The following is a 15,393-nucleotide window of genomic DNA, read 5'->3' on the forward strand; positions in this document are numbered from 1 at the left end:
TCTCCTTGAGGGTGTCGGGGTGTTGATTCAGTGCCAGCGCCGGAAGATCAGCGACGTGTTGACGCCGCCGAAGGCGAAGTTGTTGTTCATGACGTACTCGTTGCTCATGCTGCGAAAGCCATCGCGCAGGTAATCCAGTTCCGCGCAGCGCGGGTCGATCTCGTCGAGGTTGAGCGTGTGCACGTACAGGTCGCGGTTGAGCATCTCGATGCTGAACCACGATTCCAGCGCGCCGCACGCACCCAGGGTGTGGCCCAGGAAGCTCTTCTGCGAACTGATCGTCATGGCGCTGCCGAACAGGCTGGCGGTGGCCAGGGTCTCGGCGATATCGCCCTGTTCAGTGGCAGTGCCGTGGCCATTGACGTAGCCGATGGCGGTGGGCGCGAGGCTGGCGTCTTCGAGGGCCAGCTCCATGGCGCGGCGCATGGTGGTCTGTTCTGGGCGGGTAGTGTGCTGGCCGTCGGCGTTGCTGCCAAAGCCGACGATCTCGGCATGGATAGGCGCGCCGCGGGCCAGCGCATGCTCCAACTCTTCGAGCACCAGCATGCCGCCACCTTCGCCGATCACCAGCCCATCGCGGCCGCTGTCATAGGGGCGCGGGCTGGTGTGCGGGGCGTCGTTCTTCAGGCTGGTGGCGTACAGCGCATCGAACACCATGGCCTCGGTCGGACACAGCTCTTCGGCGCCGCCGGCCAGCATCAACGGCAGGCGCCCGAACTTGATCGCTTCATAGGCATAGCCAATGCCCTGGCTGCCGCTGGTGCAGGCGCTCGAGGTGGGGATCAAACGCCCAGTCAGGCCGAAGAAAATGCTGATATTGGCTGCGGTGGTGTGCGGCATCATGCGCACGTAGGAGTTGGCGTTGAGGCCCTCCGCCACCGAGTTGAGCAGCATGTTGCCGAAGGCCTTGATCTCGTCGGTGCTGCCAGTGGACGAGCCGCAGGCCACGCCCATGCGCCCGTCCTTGATGCACGGATCGCCCAGCAGCCCGGCGTCGCTCAGGGCCTGCTCGGCGGCGCCGACGGCCAGCTTCGAGACCCGGCCCATGCTGCGCAGTTGCTTGCGGGTCCAGTGGCCGGGCACGGCGAAATCATCGATGGGTCCGGCCAGGCGGGTATTGAGTTCCTCGAAGCGATCCCACTCGTCCATGCGCCGAATACCGCTGCGGTTGGCCGCGAAGCGCTCGCTGATGGCCTGCCAGGTGTTGCCCAGCGAGGTGATGCCGGCCATGCCGGTGACGACGACACGTTTCATCAGCACAGCCCTCCGTTGACGGCCAGGACCTGCCGGGTGATGTAGCTGGCTTCGGCGGACATCAAGAAGTTCACCGCCCCGGCGACCTCTTCAGGCGTGCCCATGCGCTGCGCCGGGATCATCTTCAAGAGGTCTTCGACCGGCACATGCTCGTCGAGCATGGCCGTGTCGATCAGCCCGGGGGCTACGCAGTTGACGGTGATCTTGCGCTTGCCCAGCTCGATGGCCAAAGCCTTGGCGGCGCCGATGATGCCGGCCTTGGACGCGCTGTAATTGACCTGCCCGCGATTGCCAATCATGCCCGAGACGGACGTGATGCAGACGATGCGGCCCGCGGCGCGTCGCCGGATCATCGGCATCATCACCGGGTGCAGCACGTTGTAGAAACCATCGAGGTTGGTGCGCATCACCAGGTCCCAGTCCTCTTCGGTCAGCGCCGGAAAAGCCCCGTCGCGGGTCAAGCCGGCGTTGCAGACCACGCCGTAATAGGCGCCATGGGCCTCGACATCGGCCTGCAGAATGGTCGCGCAGGCGGCGCGGTCGGCCACATCGAATTGCAGCACCCGCGCCTGGCGGCCCATGGCCTGGATTTGCGCCTGCACGGCGTCGGCCTCAGTGCGACCGCTACGGCAATGCAGCACCAGATCGTAGCCGGCGCTGGCCAGGCGCAAGGCAATGGCGCGGCCGATGCCACGGCTGGAGCCGGTGACCAGAATGGATTCAGTCATTGGGAAGTTTCCTGTGTCGCCGTTTCAGCCAGATACTGTGCGGCATTGGGCGGACGATAAACATTGAGGCGGGCGCTGGCGTGCACCCCTGGACCGGTGAGATGGCATTCAAAGACACCCATGCCGTTGTCATCTTCCAGGGTGCGCAGCGCGCGAATGCTCAGCTCGGCGCCGAGCGCAAAGCGCTCGACGTTGCATTCGAACTTACGCGTGCCGAGCAAAAAGCCCATGGCCACCGGCAGGCCCTGGCGGCGTGCGTGGCAGCCGGCATAGGCGGCGATGCTCTGGGCCATGAGTTCGACGCCGAGCCAGGCGGGCAGGCTGCCGTCGCCTTGGTTGAAGAGCCCGCCAGCGCGCACGGTCAGGCAGGTGTCGATGCTGTCTTCATCGAAGGCCAGCACCTTGTCGATCAGAATCATGTCGCCGGCGTGGGGCACCAGTTCGGCAAGGGGCCAGGTGATCATCGGGCGTCTCCCAGAATCAGGCTGATATTGCTGCCACCGAAGGCAAACGAGTTGCTCATCAGGCGGCGCGGACCGTGCGAGGGCAGGCGATCGTCGACACCCGCCCAGCGCAGCGCGGGCAATTGCGGATCGGCCTGGCCGTCCCACAGGTGCGGTGGCAGGTGCCCGTCACCGGCCAGGCTCAACCAGCAGAACGCGGCTTCCAGTGCGCCGGCGGCGCCCAGGGTGTGGCCGATCATGGGCTTGGTTGACGAGCAGTGCACGCCCTCGGGGAACACCCGGTGCACGGCGTGGCTCTCCATTGCATCGTTGTGCGGCGTGGCGGTGCCGTGCAGATTCAGGTAGTCGATATCGGTTGCCGCCAGCCCGGCCTGGCGCAGCGCCTTGTTCATCGCCAGCACGGCGCCGTCGCCCTCGGGGTGCGGTGCGGAGATATGGTGGGCATCGGAACTCGCCCCGCAACCCAGCAGCGCGATAGGTGCACCAACGGGCTCGCGGGTCATCATGAACACGGCGGCGCCTTCGCCGATATTGATGCCATCGCGAAGGCGCGAAAACGGATTGCAACGTTGCGCGCTGACCGCTTCGAGCGCCGAGAAGCCATTGAGCGTCAGCCGGCACAGGCTGTCGACCCCGCCACACAGCACAGCATCGCAAACGCCCAGATTCAGCAGCCGCTGAGCGCTGAGCAAGGCCCGGGCGCTGGAGGTGCAGGCGGTGGAGATGACATAGGCCGGGCCGCGCAATTGCAGGAGCTCGACGAGGAACTGCGCTGGCGCCTCCAGCATCTGCTGGCGATATTGGTAGTCGTCAGGGAAGTACTGGTGCTGCAGGTAGTGGCCGATACCCTGGCTGGCCTCGTCGATGCCGGAGGTGCTGGTGCCCAATACCACGCCGATGCGCGTGTGACCGTAGCGCTGGATCGCGGCCTGAATATCGCCCTCGATCTGTTGCACGGCCTGCAGCAGCAAACGGTTGTTGCGGCTGTTGTGACGCGCCAGAGCCGGGGGCACGGCGGGCAGTTGTCCGGTCACCGCCGCCACCCCGACCTGGCGCTCCGGCACCCAGCCGGCCTCGCTGCGCACACCGGAGCAATCGCCGGCGAACAGCCGCCGGGCGACCTCGGCCTGATCCATGCCCAGCGCGCAGTTGATCCCCAGGGCGGTCAGGTAGGCGGTCATGGTGTGCTCTCGGCGGGCAAGGGGCTGACCTGATAACTCAGGCCCTGGGCCAGGGTCAAGGTGAAGTCGTCGGCGCCGCGATAGTGCACCACCCAGCGCTCGCCCAGCTGACGATCGCTACCCATGGCGCGGGCCTGCGGATAACGGCTGGCCAGTTGCTCGGGTGTGGTCAGGGCGAACAGCACTGCCGCGAACAGCTCCCGTGCCTGGGGATTGGGCGGCAACAGGCCGTCGGCGCGCCATTGATTGTCGACCAGCCGCTGGCGAGCCTGGGGGATGCCGAGGAAGTCCAGCAGCGACCAGCGCAGGGCGTTGTCTTCGCGCTGAATCACCAGCATCCAGTCCTGGCGCTGTTCGCCTTGCTGGCGCAATACGTGCAATTGCCGAGGTAGTTGCAGGTCGGGAGCGATGACAGGCAGCGGTGGCTGGCTGGCGCAGCCCCCGAGCAGGAGCAGGCAGCCAAGGAGCAGGGCGCGCAGCATCACGGTGCGGCCTGCAGTGGCTTGCGGGCGACCACGTTGACGAGGGTTTCTTCGCGCTCGCCGAACGGCTTGGGGCGGCGCAGACCGAGGCGTTCGAGCAGGCCGAAGTCAGTCGCCCGGCTCCACCACAGGTACGGGTAGGAGACGTTGCGTTCAGCGAATGCGAAGCCCTGCTCGCGCAGCATCTGCAGATACCCGGCTGCACTCTTTTGCACGTGCATGGGGTGGCGGAACAGCCAGCGGATCACCCAGGTGTCGATATAGGCTTTGGTGGACTCGGCGAACAGCAGGTAACCGCCCGGCTTGAGCACGCGATAGAACTCGGCCAGAGCCTTTTGCTGCTCGACCAGATGGTGGAAGGTCTGGTGGCAGAAGACCATATCGACACTGGCATCGGCCAGCGGCAGCTCGGCGCAGTCGCTGCCCAGCAGCTTGACCTCCAGGCCAAGGCGCTCGGCCTCCTGGCCGCTGAGGGTGAGGCTGTGGGGATCGGCATCGGCGCCCAGCCACTGCGCGGGGGCGAAGGTATCGCGCAGGTAGCGAAACGATTTACCCTGCCCGCAACCTGCGTCCAGCAGCACCGCCTGGGCGGGCGGTTGCTCGCTGAACAGGCGGCGCAGATCGTTGATTGCCACGCGCAGCACGTGGTGCTGCCAGGTGTGACTGCGCAGGAACCAGAAGCCGAAGCGGGTCTCTTCGACATAGGTGTTACTGAAGAACGCGGCGGGCTTGTTCATGCGCGCGGACCCGCACAGACTTCGGCGATCATGCGCAGGCGCCGCGCCGGTTCGGCCACGAAGGGGTTGCGGCTGTCCCAGGCATAGCCGGCAAGGATCGAGCTGATCATGCGGCGGATCTCCGGGGCGCTGCCGGGGTAGAAGATCACGTCTTGAAAACTGCCGTCGTACCAGCCCTCGACATAAGCGCGGAAGGTATCGACGCCACGCTTGAGCGGCGCGGCGAACTGGCTCTGCCAGTCGACAGCGGCGCCGTTCAGCTCGGCATCGAGCAGGCCCGCGGCCATGCTCGCCGAACGCATGGCGATGGTCACCCCGGAGGAGAACACCGGGTCGAGGAATTCGGCGGCGTTGCCGAGCAAGGCGAAGCCCTTGCCGTGCAGGCTTGTGACGTTGGCGGCATAACCGCCGATGGTCCGCGCCGGGGTATCCCAGACGGCGTTCACCAGCACCTTGTGCAGGCTTGGCGTCTGGGCGACGAACTCTTTCAGGCAGGCATCCAGATCGCCCTGGCGGCCAGCGAAATATTCCTTGGCGCCGACCACGCCCACCGAGCAGCGGCCATCGCTGAACGGGATACTCCAGAACCACACGTCGCGATGCTCGGGATGCACGGTGATGAGGATCTTGTTGCGATCGAAACCCTGGTGATCGATGCGGTCTTCGACGTGGGTGAAGATCGCCTGGCGCAGCGGGAAGTCCGAGGGCTTCTCCAGGCCTAGCAGGCGTGGCAGCACGCGGCCGTAACCGCTGGCGTCGAGCACGAACCGCGCCTCGAGCGAATATTCACTGCCGTCTTCGCGGCGCACTTGCAGGCGCGGCGTCGCGCTGAAGTCGGCGGCGATGATTGCTTGCCCATAGCGGATTTCCACGCCCTGCGCGCTGGCCTGGTCGGCGAGCAACTTGTCGAAACTCGCCCGCTGCACCTGGAAGGTGGTGGGCTTGCCGGCGCTGAAGGTGTCGCCGAAATCAAAGGCGCTGTACTGCTCGCCCCAGGCGAACGCGGCGCCGTTCTTCATCTGGAAGCCTGCGGCCTGGACGGCATCGAGCATGCCAGCCTCCTCGACGAAATCGAGGCAGTGAGACAGCAGGCTTTCGCCAATGGAAAACCGCGGGAACTGCTGGCGCTCGACGATCAGCACGTCGTGGCCCTTGCGTTTGAGCAGGGCGGCGGCAATGGCGCCTGCGGGACCGGCGCCGATCACGACGACCGTGCGCTGTTCGGATTCAAGGATTGGCATAGGGCCTCCTGGCAAGGGCTTGCAGAGTAGTGGGCGCGCGATGCAGCCCGGCGACGGCCGGCAGCAGCGTGGCGGTGAGGCTCATGGCCATGAGCGCGAAATACAGCGCCGGGCTGACCAACTGCTGTTGCAACAGCAGGTTGAGAAAAACGATTTCGCTGAGCCCGCGAATATTCAGCAGCAGGCTCTCGCGCCAGCGACTGGCACCGGCGAAGGACGGCGTGGCCCAGTACAGCCCCAGCCAGTTACCGGCGATTTTGCTGAGGATCGGTACGCCGATCAGCGCCAGCACCAGCAGCCAGAACAGGGCGATGATCATGGCAGTGCCTGCTCGTCGCTGCGGGCCTTGGCCGCCCATGGCGCGAGCATGAAGCTGAACGCCAGGCCGAGGCTGACGGACAGGCCGAAGTTGCTCACCGCCGGGGTGGCCGATATCGCCAGCAGGCCGAACGACAGCCAGGTGGTCGCGGCCGCCAGCAAGGTGCCCAGCAGGCTCACGGCGGCGCCGCCGATCTGCTCGCGCATGAGGATGGCGTAGTCGATGCTGATGGCCGTGACCAGCAACAGGCCGAACAGGCTGAACAGCGTCAGCGGTTGCCCCATCCAGCCCAGGCTGGCGAGGCTGCACAGCGCCGCCAGCAATGGCAGGCAGATCATCCGCACGGCGCCGCCCAGGCCGAACGGCAACACCAGCAGCGCCGCGATCAGCACGCAGGACGCCAGCTTGAGTTCGGCGGCGCTGACCTGCGTCGCGGCGAACAGGCGGTTCAGTTCGCCCAGGCGATCGACCCACTGCACGCCCGGCAGGCCGTCGGCCGCCTGTTGCAGCAGCGCCGCATTGCCCAGGCCCTGGAGGCTGACGGTGGCACTCACGCCCAGGCTCGTGGGGCCCAGCCACAGGGTGCGCCACGGCTCACCCAGGGGGCCGGCGAGCACCTGGTCGATGTCTTCGGCCGGCGCGGCTTGCAACTGCGCGAGCTCCATCTGCAACCCTGTCTGCGGCAGGCCGGCGTCGATCAGCGGCTGCCAATGAGCGGGTAATCGGGCCAGTGCCGCGCGGGTCTGCTGTTGCTCACTGACCGGCGCCACCAGTTGGCTCAGAGCCAGGTAGCCTTGCAAATGGCCTTCACCGACCAGTGTGTCGAGGCGCTGGCTCAAGGTGCGCTGGCGTTCGAGCAGTTGCTGTTGATCCTTGCCGCTGACCAGAAAGAACTGGCTGGTGGGCTGGTAGCCAGTGATGCGCGCGATGGCCTGAGCTTCCTGCATCAGCCCTGGCGGCACGCCGATCCACTGGCGGATATCGTTCTTGACCGTCAGTTGCCACAGGCCGGCGCCGCAGAACACCAGCAGCAACCCTAGCAACACCGGGCTGGGCACATGCCGCAGCAGCGCGGCGCGCAGGTCGACCAGGCGCTGGCTCAGGCGCAGTGGCCATTGCGGCGGTTGCAGTTGCAGGCCATTGAGCAGCGCCGGCAGCAGGCACACCGCGCACAGATACGCGCCGAGCAGGCCGGCGGCGGAAAACACCGCGATCTGGGTCAGGGCCGGGAAGGGCGTAAACGCCAGCGCCAGGTAACCGATGGCGCTGGTGGCCAGGCTCAGGCTCAGGCCGGCCAGGGTCACGCGCATCGCCGGCCAGGCTTGCCAGGGGCGCAGGCTCCAGCTTTTGGTCAGATAGTGCAGCGGGTAATCGACCGCCACGCCGATCAGGCTGGAGCCCAGCACCAGCGTCATCACGTGCATCTTGCCGAACAGCGCGACGCAGGCCACGGCACCGAACAGCATGCCCACCAGCACTGGCACGAACGCCAGCAGCGCCCGCCAGCGGCGCAAGGTCAGCAGCAACAGCACAATGATGCCCAAGGTGGCGCCACCGCCGACCCAGGTCATCTCCCGGGTGGCCTCGCGCTGACCGTTGGCGGCGTACAGCAGGCCGCTGGCGGCCAGCAACCGGGCGTCGGCCTGGGTCGCCTGCTGGCGCGCGGCGTCCACCAGGTCGGTGACCTCGAGCGGCAGTTGCATATCGAACGCATCGCCGCGGGTACGCGCCCGCAGCAGTACCCAGTTCAGGCCATCGGCCTCGCTGACCAGGGCGCCACTGGCCATGTCGAGTTGCACCAGGCCGTGCTTGGGTTGGGCGTTCTGGATGCGCGCGGTGAGCCCCAGCCAATCGTCCTGAGCAGGCACCAGGCTGAAGCCGGCGAAGGGGTCGAACAAGCTATGCAGGCGTTGCTGGATAAACGCTGCCGGGTCTTGCTCGAGCAGCTGGCGGTCAGCGACGGGCAGCATCGCCAGGCGCCCTTGCAGCAATTGCCGACGCAGCGCCGGCAAGTCGGATTGCAGTGTCCACTGGACCTTTTCGAACAGCCCGCTGGCCTGCCATTGCTCGCCCAGGTGCTGGGCGAGGGCCACGGCCTTGGTGCGCTCAGCCTGGCCGACCAAAACCAGCAACTCACGGTTGAGCGGCGCTTGCATGCGTTCTTCGGCTTGCTGGCGCACGGCGCTGTCCTGGGCCGAGGCGTTCTGCGCGCCCGGCACCAGCTCCATCAGGTTGGCCGACACCGGCGCGCCATGGCGCCACTGCCAGCCAGCCAGCAAGGCGACCGCCAGCAGCAAAGCCAAAAAGGCGCGAGTCAAAAGCCGCTCACTGGGCAAAATCGGCACGCTCCGCTGCGCTTAAATTGCTGCTGCTGGTGCTGTTGGTCATGCGCAGCACGGTGCTGTCGCCCTGAGTCTCGGCCAGTTGAATGCGCTCGACGTACTCGCCACCGCTGATGTCGATGCGGGTAAAGATCTGCTTGAGCAGCAACGAGCGCGGGGTCAATTGCAGCGTCCAGTGCTGGGCATCGCCTTGCAGGGCCAGCTCGAAGTCCTTCTGCAACTGGCGGCTGTCGCCTTGCAGCACGGCGAAGAACAGCTGGTTCTGCTCGGCACCGCCACCGCGGCTGGGCAGTACTTGCCAGCCGCCGGGGTCGCGACGGGCGATCCCGCGGGCGTCGATGCGGTAATCCTGCTGCACCGGGCTGCTCAGCAACCACAGCAGGCCGTTGGCCTTGGCGAGCACGAAGTTGCCCTTGCTGGTCAGCGGTACCGGCAGCGCACGCAGGTGTTTTTCCTGGATGAACGGGCCGCGCACTACGGTGGGCTTGCCCAGTTGCTGGCTCAGTTCGTCGATGCTGAATGCCTGGGCCAGGCCGGTCACGGCGAGCAGGGTGATGAGGGTCAACAGGCGGATCATGGCAGGGCGCGCTCCACGGCATCGATAAAGACTTGCGGCGAGGCCAGCTGCATTTCGCGGCTGTCGATGGCCACGGCGACCTGTACGGTGGTGGCGCGGGTCATGCGCTCTGCGGTCTGGGCGTCGCTGATCAGATAATTGATTTTCAGGCGGTTCTCCCATTCGACCAGTTCGGCGCGCACGTTCAGGCGCTGACCGAACACCGCGCCGCGCACGTAGCGCAGTTGCATGTCGATGATCGGCCAGGCGTAGCCCGAAGCGCGCATGTCCACGTAGTTGTGGCCCAGGTGGTCGAGCAGCGCGCAGCGCGCCACTTCAAGGTATTTGACGTAGTGGCCGTGCCAGACCACGTCCATGCTGTCGACGTCGAAGAACGGCACGAGGATTTCGCTATCGACCTGCAACACGCCGCGGCTACGCATCGAACAGGCTCCAGTGCTGATCGGCGATGCGCTGCAGGCACAGGCGCAGCTCGCCCTCCAGCGCGCGGTCTTCGATCACTGGCGCGAAGTCTTCGGCCAGTTGCCCGTGCATCTGCGCCAGGGCGGGTGGCAACGGGCGCGCTTGCGGGTCACGACCGCGCAGCCATACGCCTTGATGGGCGGCCAGCAGCGCGGCGGCGGCGACCTGTTCGGTGAGTTCGAGGCTGCGCAGGGCATCGCGGGCGGCGATAGTGCCCATGCTGACTTTGTCCTGGTTGTGGCATTCGGTGGAGCGCGAAAACACACTGGCCGGCATCGTGTTTTTCAGCGCTTCGGCGGTCCAGGCGCTGGCGCCGATCTGCACCGCCTTGAAGCCGTGGTTGAGCATCGCGCGCTCCGTCGGGGCCCCGGACAGGTTGCTCGGCAGGCCATGGTTGTAACGCACGTCTACCAGCAGGGCCAGTTGCCGGTCGAGCAGGTCGGCGACGTTGCCGACCAGGTTTTTCAGGCTGTCCATGGCAAAGGCGATATGGCCGCCATAGAAGTGCCCGCCATGCAGCACGCGCTCGGCTTCGGCGTCGATGATCGGGTTGTCGTTGGCACTGTTGAGTTCGGTCTCGATGAATCCGCGCAGCCAGCCCAGGCTGTCGGCCAGCACCCCGAGGACGTGAGGCGCGCAACGCAGCGAATAGCGATCCTGCAAACGGTGCAGGGGCGGCGTCGGCGCCTCGATGGCCAGGTCCTGGCGTAACCAGCGCGCCACCTGCATCTGCCCGGGGTGGGGCTTGGCGGCGAACAGACGCTCGTCGAAATGCTCGGGGTTGCCTTGCAGGGCGACCACGTTGAGGGCGGTGATGCGGGTGGCCAGCTTGAGCAGGTAGTCGGCGCGGGCGAACGCCAGGCAAGCGAGGCCAGTCATCACCGCAGTGCCGTTCATGATCGCCAGCGCCTCTTTGGGACGCAGCACCAATGGCTGCCAGCCTAGCTCGCGATGCACATCGGCGGCGCTGCGGCGCTCACCGTCGAACAGTACGTCGCGCTCGCCGGACAGGGTCGCGGCCACGTAGGAGAGTGGCGTCAGGTCGCCGCTGGCACCTACCGAGCCCTCTTCGGGAATGATCGGCAGCACGTCGTGTTCGAGAAAGGCGTGCAGACGTTCGAGCAACTCGATGCGCACGCCCGATACGCCGTGGCACAGCGACTGCAAACGCGCGGCGAGCACCGCGCGGGTGGCGCTGGCGTCGAGGGTTTTGCCCAGCCCGCAACCGTGGAAGGTATACAGATGCCGCGGCAGCGCCTCGACATGCTCCAGGGGCACCGCCACCACGCACGAGTCGCCATAGCCGGTGGTGACGCCGTAGATCACGCCTTCCTTGTCCAGCAACGAATCGAGGAAGCGCGCGCCTTTGGCGATACGTTCACGGTACGGCGCATCGTTTTGCAAGGCGCTAGGGGCCTGCTGTTTGGCGACGGCGAGGATGGCTTCGATCGCCAAAGGGGCCTGGCCGAACAGGATCGGCTCATGCTTGGGAGTGGTCATCGGCTTTCCAGAAAGGGTAGAAGTTGAACCATTGCTGCGGTGCCTGCTGGCAATAGTGCTCCAGGCGCTTGGCGTACTGGCCGACCCACTGGGCGATCACCTGATCGCGGTCGTTACGTTTCCACTGCACCTGCTCGGCGAAGGGTTCGAGAATGACGTGGTAGCGGCCCTGCTGCTTGAGACAGAAAAACAGATTGAGCGGACACTTGAGCAGCCCGGCCAGCAGCCAGGGCCCCTGCGGGAAGGCGGCTGGCGCGCCAAGGAAGTCGACGCGCACGTGACGGCCGCCATGCAGCGGCACGCGATCGCCGGCGATGGCCAGCCATTCGCCGCGATCCAGGCGCTCGCTCAGTTGCAGCATCACTGCCGGGTTCAACTCGCTGACCTGGACGAGTCGCAGGTTGGTGGCGCCCGCTTCGCCCAGCAGGCGGTTGAAGCGCTCGGCGTGGCGGGTATGCACCAACACGTTCATGGTGACCTTTTCACCCAGCTCGGCCAGCGCTCGGCACACCTCCAGATTGCCCAGATGCGCGCCCACCAGCAGTTGCCCGCGGGCGCCGCGCATGGCCGGACGCAGGTTGGCCGGATCGACGATCTGGATCTGCTCCAGGCGCAGGCGACCGTTCCACACGTCGAGTTTGTCGAGCAGCGCGTCGGCGAAGGCCATGAATTGCCCGAACACCGAGCGCAGGCTTGGCTGCAGACTCGCCAGCCCGCTACTGACGGCGAGTCGGCGCTGATACTCCCAGATGCTCTGGCGCGCACGTTTACCGAAGACGAAGAAATACAGGACGATGCCGTACAGAATCGGGCTCAGCAGCCGTCGGCCCAGGAGCTTGACGGCCAGTGCAGTGAGTTTCATCAGCCAGAAACTGCCGCGCTCCTGATGATCGGCCCAGTGCTTTTGCTCGCTCATGCCCGTACTCGCCGCCAGAGGATAACCGGCAAGCGTACGAGCATGCCGAAGAACAGCTTGGCGTGCATCTTGGAGATCAGCGCGTTGTCGTGGAACAGCCGAAAGTGCGACAGGCCGTCGGTGGGGTAATGCACCTTGGTCGGCAGCCATTGCATCGGCTGGTTGCGCCAGGCCAGGCGCACGAGGATTTCGGGGTCGAAGTCCATGCGCTTGCCCAGCCGGGTGTTGCTGATCAGCGGAATCATCACCGCCAGCGGGTACACACGAAAACCACACATCGAATCGAGAATGCGCAGCGACAGGCTGTTGATCCACACCCACACGTGGGTCAGGTAGCGCGCATACAGGCGGCCCTTGGGCACGCTGGCGTCGTACTGTGGATAACCGCACACCAGCGCGTGCGGATGCTGGCGCGAGGTGTCGAGGAAGCGTTGGATGTCCTGCAGGTCGTGTTGGCCGTCGGCGTCCACTTGCAGCGCATGGCTGAAGCCCAGGCGTTGCGCTTCATGCAGGCCGGCCATGACCGCGCCACCCTTGCCTTGGTTGGCGGCAAGGCTCACCAGCCAGGTGTCGGGCTGCTCGGCCAACGCCTGCAGGACCTCGGCACAGCGCGGGCTGCTGGCGTCGTCGACCAGCACGCAGGGCAGGCCGGCGCGCAGCAGTTCGGCGACCACCGCGCCGACAGCCTCTTCATGGTTGTACACCGGGATCACTGCGCAGGGCTTATGCATGCTCGGCCTCGAGGAGGATGCGGCCGCTGGAGCAGGCCGCGCCACCGCTGCGGAAGGTGAAGTAGAGCTTGCCGCGCTCGGCGTCGAATTCCAGTGTCAGGTCCAGCAGGTCGCCGGGGCGTACCAGTTGCTGGAACTTCAGCACTTCCATGCCGGCAAAACGCGGCGGTATCTGCAGTGCCTGGGCCGCCAGCGCCTGGGCCCACTGCACTTGCACCACGCCAGGAAGGACAGGCGTACTGGGGAAGTGCCCGCTGAAGTACGCCAGATCCACGGGTACGCGCAGTTGCAGCAGCAGTTGCTGGCCTGCTTCAACCTGGCTCAGCACCAGCGGCAGTTTTCGCCGCTCCTGGCTGAGCAAGTCATCGATCAGCGCCTGAGGCAGCTTGCCTTGGCTGGTGAAGGGCAGTTGTTCGAGCAAACGCCAGCGCCGCGGCAGCGCCACGGCTTCGCAATGTTGCGCCAGATGTTCGCGCAGCGCCTGGGTGAGGGCGCGCCGGCCGTGATTACGCAGGGCTGCAAGACCTTGCGGGCTGAGGACCAGCAACGCGCCGAGCGCGGCGCGGTTGATGTGCACCACGCCCAGGCGCGCGTCCTCGACCCAGGGATGGTCGATCAGCGCGTGTTCGAGCATCGGCAGGGAGAGGCGTTTTTCTTCCAGCTTGACGATGCGATCCAGGCGCCCGAGCAGCTGGAAACGCCCATCCGCCTGGAACTGCACGGCGTCGGCACTGTGCTCTACGTGGCCGACCGGCAGGTACGGGGAGGCGATGCACAGGGCGCCGTCGGCATCCTGGCTCAATTCGATATCGGCGAAGGCTTGCCACAAGGCATCACGCTGGCGCCAGGCAATACCGCCGGTTTCCGAGCTGCCGAGGATCTCCGTCGGCCGCTGGCCGAGGCGTTGTTCCAGCACGTCGGCGGTGTCTGCGGCCAAGGCTCCACCTGAAGAGAACACCTGCTTGACCGCGCTCAGGGCTGGCCAGTCGAGGTTGTCACCCATGCGTTTGAGCAAGGCCGGGCTGGTGACCCAGGCGAACTCGCGATGCTCGCGGCTGGCGCGTTGCAGGTCCTCGGGGAAGGGCAGTTGGGCGCGCCAGAAGGGCCGGCCGCTGCACAGCGGCCATAACACTCGGAACAGCAGGCCGTAGATGTGCTGAGTGGCGACGCTGCCGATCAGGCAGGCCTGGCCCAGGGTGGGCGCCCATAACTGTTCGAGGGCCTGCACTTCGTTGGCCAGTTGGCGCAGGGTTTTGTCGATGCGTTTGGGCTCGCCGCTGGAGCCGGAGGTGCACAGGCTCAGCAGGCACAGGTCGAGGTCCAGCGCGGCCGGCGCTAGCGTCTCATCGGCGTGCACGCTAAGCGCGGGGTCGCTGTCGGTCAGCCACAGGTCGACCGCACTTGCCCAGCGGTGGCGGGTCTGCGGTTGCAGGTCGGCGGGCAGCAGCACGCTGACACCGGCACGCCAGGCGCCGAGCAGCGTTACGGCCAGCTCCCCCGCATCGGCCAGGTGCACGGCCAGGCGCTTGATGCCCCGGCGTTGCAAGGCCGCTGCCAGGCTCAGAGCGCGGCGCTGCAAGGTCGGTTGATCCAGTGCCGGGTCGAAGGTGACGGTTCGCCCGGGTAGCGCCTCGAGCAGCAGGTGCTCGAGTTTTATCCATGTCATGCGCGGCCTCTTACGCGTTGTCGGACCCACCATTCGCCAGCGAACAGCAAGCCCATCAGTCCATAGGCGATCAAGCCGGTATACAGCGTCCACCAGCTCAGTGGCGCCCAGAGAGTCAGGCCTGCGGCGATGAGGCCGTTGACCAGAAAAAAACCGCTCCACACTTGCGTCACAAGGCGCGTGTAGGCGATGGCCACGGCGGGCAGTTCCGGCTCGCGCAGGCGCGCCAGACGTTCAACCACCGGTGGACCGTAGATCAGGCTGGAGCCGAACAGCCCGAGCATGAAGGTGCTGATCAGCACCGGGTACCAGCGCAGCAATTGGGCGTTGCCGACCACCATTACCAGTACACAGAACGCGATGGCCGCACCGGCCATCCAGCGATTGCCCACTCGAGCCGGGCTGGTCAGCACTCGCGCCAGCCACAGGGCGCCGAGCAGCAGGCCAAGTTGCCAGGGCTTGAAGTGTTCCAGCCCGAAATACACCACGAAGGGGTACGACAAACCGGCCAACAGCAGGGTGAGGCCGATCAGTCGACTCATGCGGCGGTGCTGACCAGACGATGCACGGCATCGACGACGTCGCCCACGGTGCGTACGGTCTTGAAGTCCTCGGCGGCGATTTTCTTGCCGGTCTGGCGCTTGATGTGGTCGATCAGGTCGACGGCATCGATGCTGTCGATCTCCAGGTCCTCATAGAGGTTGGCGTCCATCGTGACCTGGGATGGCTCCAGTTCGAAGAGCTCCACCAAGGCGTCGCGCAGGGTGTCGAAGATGTCATCACGGGTTTGCAT

At 66.1% G+C, this 15,393-nt stretch carries 16 protein-coding genes and 1 pseudogene; all 17 read right to left on the bottom strand.

The annotated features are described in order from the left end of the window. Positions 1 to 27 precede the first annotated feature (27 nt). Entirely contained in the window at positions 28 to 1,254 is a 1,227-nt protein-coding gene (locus tag LIX93_RS11790; RefSeq protein WP_226504212.1) for a beta-ketoacyl-ACP synthase, read from the bottom strand. Beyond that, the gene (gene fabG / locus LIX93_RS11795) at positions 1,254 to 1,982 is read right to left on the bottom strand and encodes a 3-oxoacyl-ACP reductase FabG (RefSeq protein ID WP_226504213.1); all 729 of its coding nucleotides are present in this window, start codon (positions 1,980 to 1,982) and stop codon (positions 1,254 to 1,256) included. Before fabG ends, LIX93_RS11790 begins: the two co-directional genes overlap by 1 nt. Continuing rightward, a complete protein-coding gene (locus tag LIX93_RS11800) occupies positions 1,979 to 2,446 on the bottom strand; it encodes a hotdog family protein (RefSeq protein ID WP_226504214.1) in 468 nt (155 codons plus the stop codon). Before LIX93_RS11800 ends, fabG begins: the two co-directional genes overlap by 4 nt. Beyond that, positions 2,443 to 3,627: a beta-ketoacyl-[acyl-carrier-protein] synthase family protein gene (locus LIX93_RS11805; RefSeq protein WP_226504215.1), complete on the bottom strand. Its 1,185-nt coding sequence runs from the start codon at positions 3,625 to 3,627 to the stop codon at positions 2,443 to 2,445. The genes LIX93_RS11800 and LIX93_RS11805 overlap by 4 nt, the downstream gene beginning before the upstream one ends. Beyond that, positions 3,624 to 4,109 carry a hypothetical protein gene (locus tag LIX93_RS11810; RefSeq protein ID WP_226504216.1) on the bottom strand — a complete coding sequence of 162 codons (486 nt, stop codon included), beginning with the start codon at positions 4,107 to 4,109 and terminating at the stop codon, positions 3,624 to 3,626. Before LIX93_RS11810 ends, LIX93_RS11805 begins: the two co-directional genes overlap by 4 nt. Continuing rightward, the gene (locus LIX93_RS11815; RefSeq protein ID WP_226504217.1) at positions 4,109 to 4,846 is read right to left on the bottom strand and encodes a class I SAM-dependent methyltransferase; all 738 of its coding nucleotides are present in this window, start codon (positions 4,844 to 4,846) and stop codon (positions 4,109 to 4,111) included. The genes LIX93_RS11810 and LIX93_RS11815 overlap by 1 nt, the downstream gene beginning before the upstream one ends. Continuing rightward, positions 4,843 to 6,087: a tryptophan 7-halogenase gene (locus LIX93_RS11820; RefSeq protein ID WP_226504218.1), complete on the bottom strand. Its 1,245-nt coding sequence runs from the start codon at positions 6,085 to 6,087 to the stop codon at positions 4,843 to 4,845. The genes LIX93_RS11815 and LIX93_RS11820 overlap by 4 nt, the downstream gene beginning before the upstream one ends. Beyond that, positions 6,074 to 6,409 (bottom strand): annotated as a pseudogene (locus LIX93_RS11825) (sodium:proton antiporter); the annotation flags it as partial. The gene LIX93_RS11820 and the pseudogene LIX93_RS11825, both read right to left, overlap by 14 nt. After that, a complete protein-coding gene (locus LIX93_RS11830; RefSeq protein ID WP_226504459.1) occupies positions 6,403 to 8,742 on the bottom strand; it encodes an MMPL family transporter in 2,340 nt (779 codons plus the stop codon). The pseudogene LIX93_RS11825 and the gene LIX93_RS11830, both read right to left, overlap by 7 nt. Continuing rightward, positions 8,732 to 9,325, bottom strand: a complete 594-nt coding sequence (locus LIX93_RS11835) for an outer membrane lipoprotein carrier protein LolA (protein ID WP_226504219.1) — start codon at positions 9,323 to 9,325, stop codon at positions 8,732 to 8,734. The genes LIX93_RS11830 and LIX93_RS11835 overlap by 11 nt, the downstream gene beginning before the upstream one ends. Further along, positions 9,322 to 9,747 (bottom strand): acyl-CoA thioesterase, encoded by a 426-nt coding sequence (locus LIX93_RS11840; RefSeq protein ID WP_226504220.1) that lies wholly within the window; start codon positions 9,745 to 9,747, stop codon positions 9,322 to 9,324. Before LIX93_RS11840 ends, LIX93_RS11835 begins: the two co-directional genes overlap by 4 nt. Then, positions 9,740 to 11,287: an aromatic amino acid ammonia-lyase gene (locus tag LIX93_RS11845; RefSeq protein ID WP_226504221.1), complete on the bottom strand. Its 1,548-nt coding sequence runs from the start codon at positions 11,285 to 11,287 to the stop codon at positions 9,740 to 9,742. The genes LIX93_RS11840 and LIX93_RS11845 overlap by 8 nt, the downstream gene beginning before the upstream one ends. Further along, entirely contained in the window at positions 11,268 to 12,203 is a 936-nt protein-coding gene (locus LIX93_RS11850) for a glycosyl transferase (RefSeq protein WP_226504222.1), read from the bottom strand. Before LIX93_RS11850 ends, LIX93_RS11845 begins: the two co-directional genes overlap by 20 nt. Continuing rightward, positions 12,200 to 12,934, bottom strand: a complete 735-nt coding sequence (locus LIX93_RS11855; protein WP_226504223.1) for a glycosyltransferase family 2 protein — start codon at positions 12,932 to 12,934, stop codon at positions 12,200 to 12,202. The genes LIX93_RS11850 and LIX93_RS11855 overlap by 4 nt, the downstream gene beginning before the upstream one ends. Beyond that, entirely contained in the window at positions 12,927 to 14,600 is a 1,674-nt protein-coding gene (locus tag LIX93_RS11860; RefSeq protein WP_226504224.1) for an AMP-binding protein, read from the bottom strand. Before LIX93_RS11860 ends, LIX93_RS11855 begins: the two co-directional genes overlap by 8 nt. Further along, the gene (locus LIX93_RS11865; RefSeq protein WP_226504225.1) at positions 14,597 to 15,142 is read right to left on the bottom strand and encodes a hypothetical protein; all 546 of its coding nucleotides are present in this window, start codon (positions 15,140 to 15,142) and stop codon (positions 14,597 to 14,599) included. Before LIX93_RS11865 ends, LIX93_RS11860 begins: the two co-directional genes overlap by 4 nt. Then, positions 15,139 to 15,393 carry an acyl carrier protein gene (locus tag LIX93_RS11870; RefSeq protein ID WP_226504226.1) on the bottom strand — a complete coding sequence of 85 codons (255 nt, stop codon included), beginning with the start codon at positions 15,391 to 15,393 and terminating at the stop codon, positions 15,139 to 15,141. The genes LIX93_RS11865 and LIX93_RS11870 overlap by 4 nt, the downstream gene beginning before the upstream one ends.

The sequence above is a fragment of the Pseudomonas sp. MWU16-30317 genome (genome assembly GCF_020515695.1).
In the GTDB taxonomy this organism is placed as follows: Bacteria; Pseudomonadota; Gammaproteobacteria; order Pseudomonadales; family Pseudomonadaceae; genus Aquipseudomonas.

Excerpts from the sequence above, each read along its gene's own strand:
- LIX93_RS11790 (WP_226504212.1), bottom strand. The coding sequence starts at position 1,254 with ATGAAACGTGTCGTCGTCACCGGCATGGCCGGCATCACCTCGCTGGGC.
- fabG (WP_226504213.1), bottom strand. The coding sequence starts at position 1,982 with ATGACTGAATCCATTCTGGTCACCGGCTCCAGCCGTGGCATCGGCCGC.
- LIX93_RS11800 (WP_226504214.1), bottom strand. The coding sequence starts at position 2,446 with ATGATCACCTGGCCCCTTGCCGAACTGGTGCCCCACGCCGGCGACATG.
- LIX93_RS11805 (WP_226504215.1), bottom strand. The coding sequence starts at position 3,627 with ATGACCGCCTACCTGACCGCCCTGGGGATCAACTGCGCGCTGGGCATG.
- LIX93_RS11810 (WP_226504216.1), bottom strand. The coding sequence starts at position 4,109 with ATGCTGCGCGCCCTGCTCCTTGGCTGCCTGCTCCTGCTCGGGGGCTGC.
- LIX93_RS11815 (WP_226504217.1), bottom strand. The coding sequence starts at position 4,846 with ATGAACAAGCCCGCCGCGTTCTTCAGTAACACCTATGTCGAAGAGACC.
- LIX93_RS11820 (WP_226504218.1), bottom strand. The coding sequence starts at position 6,087 with ATGCCAATCCTTGAATCCGAACAGCGCACGGTCGTCGTGATCGGCGCC.
- LIX93_RS11835 (WP_226504219.1), bottom strand. The coding sequence starts at position 9,325 with ATGATCCGCCTGTTGACCCTCATCACCCTGCTCGCCGTGACCGGCCTG.
- LIX93_RS11840 (WP_226504220.1), bottom strand. The coding sequence starts at position 9,747 with ATGCGTAGCCGCGGCGTGTTGCAGGTCGATAGCGAAATCCTCGTGCCG.
- LIX93_RS11845 (WP_226504221.1), bottom strand. The coding sequence starts at position 11,287 with ATGACCACTCCCAAGCATGAGCCGATCCTGTTCGGCCAGGCCCCTTTG.
- LIX93_RS11850 (WP_226504222.1), bottom strand. The coding sequence starts at position 12,203 with ATGAGCGAGCAAAAGCACTGGGCCGATCATCAGGAGCGCGGCAGTTTC.
- LIX93_RS11855 (WP_226504223.1), bottom strand. The coding sequence starts at position 12,934 with ATGCATAAGCCCTGCGCAGTGATCCCGGTGTACAACCATGAAGAGGCT.
- LIX93_RS11860 (WP_226504224.1), bottom strand. The coding sequence starts at position 14,600 with ATGACATGGATAAAACTCGAGCACCTGCTGCTCGAGGCGCTACCCGGG.
- LIX93_RS11865 (WP_226504225.1), bottom strand. The coding sequence starts at position 15,142 with ATGAGTCGACTGATCGGCCTCACCCTGCTGTTGGCCGGTTTGTCGTAC.
- LIX93_RS11870 (WP_226504226.1), bottom strand. The coding sequence starts at position 15,393 with ATGCAAACCCGTGATGACATCTTCGACACCCTGCGCGACGCCTTGGTG.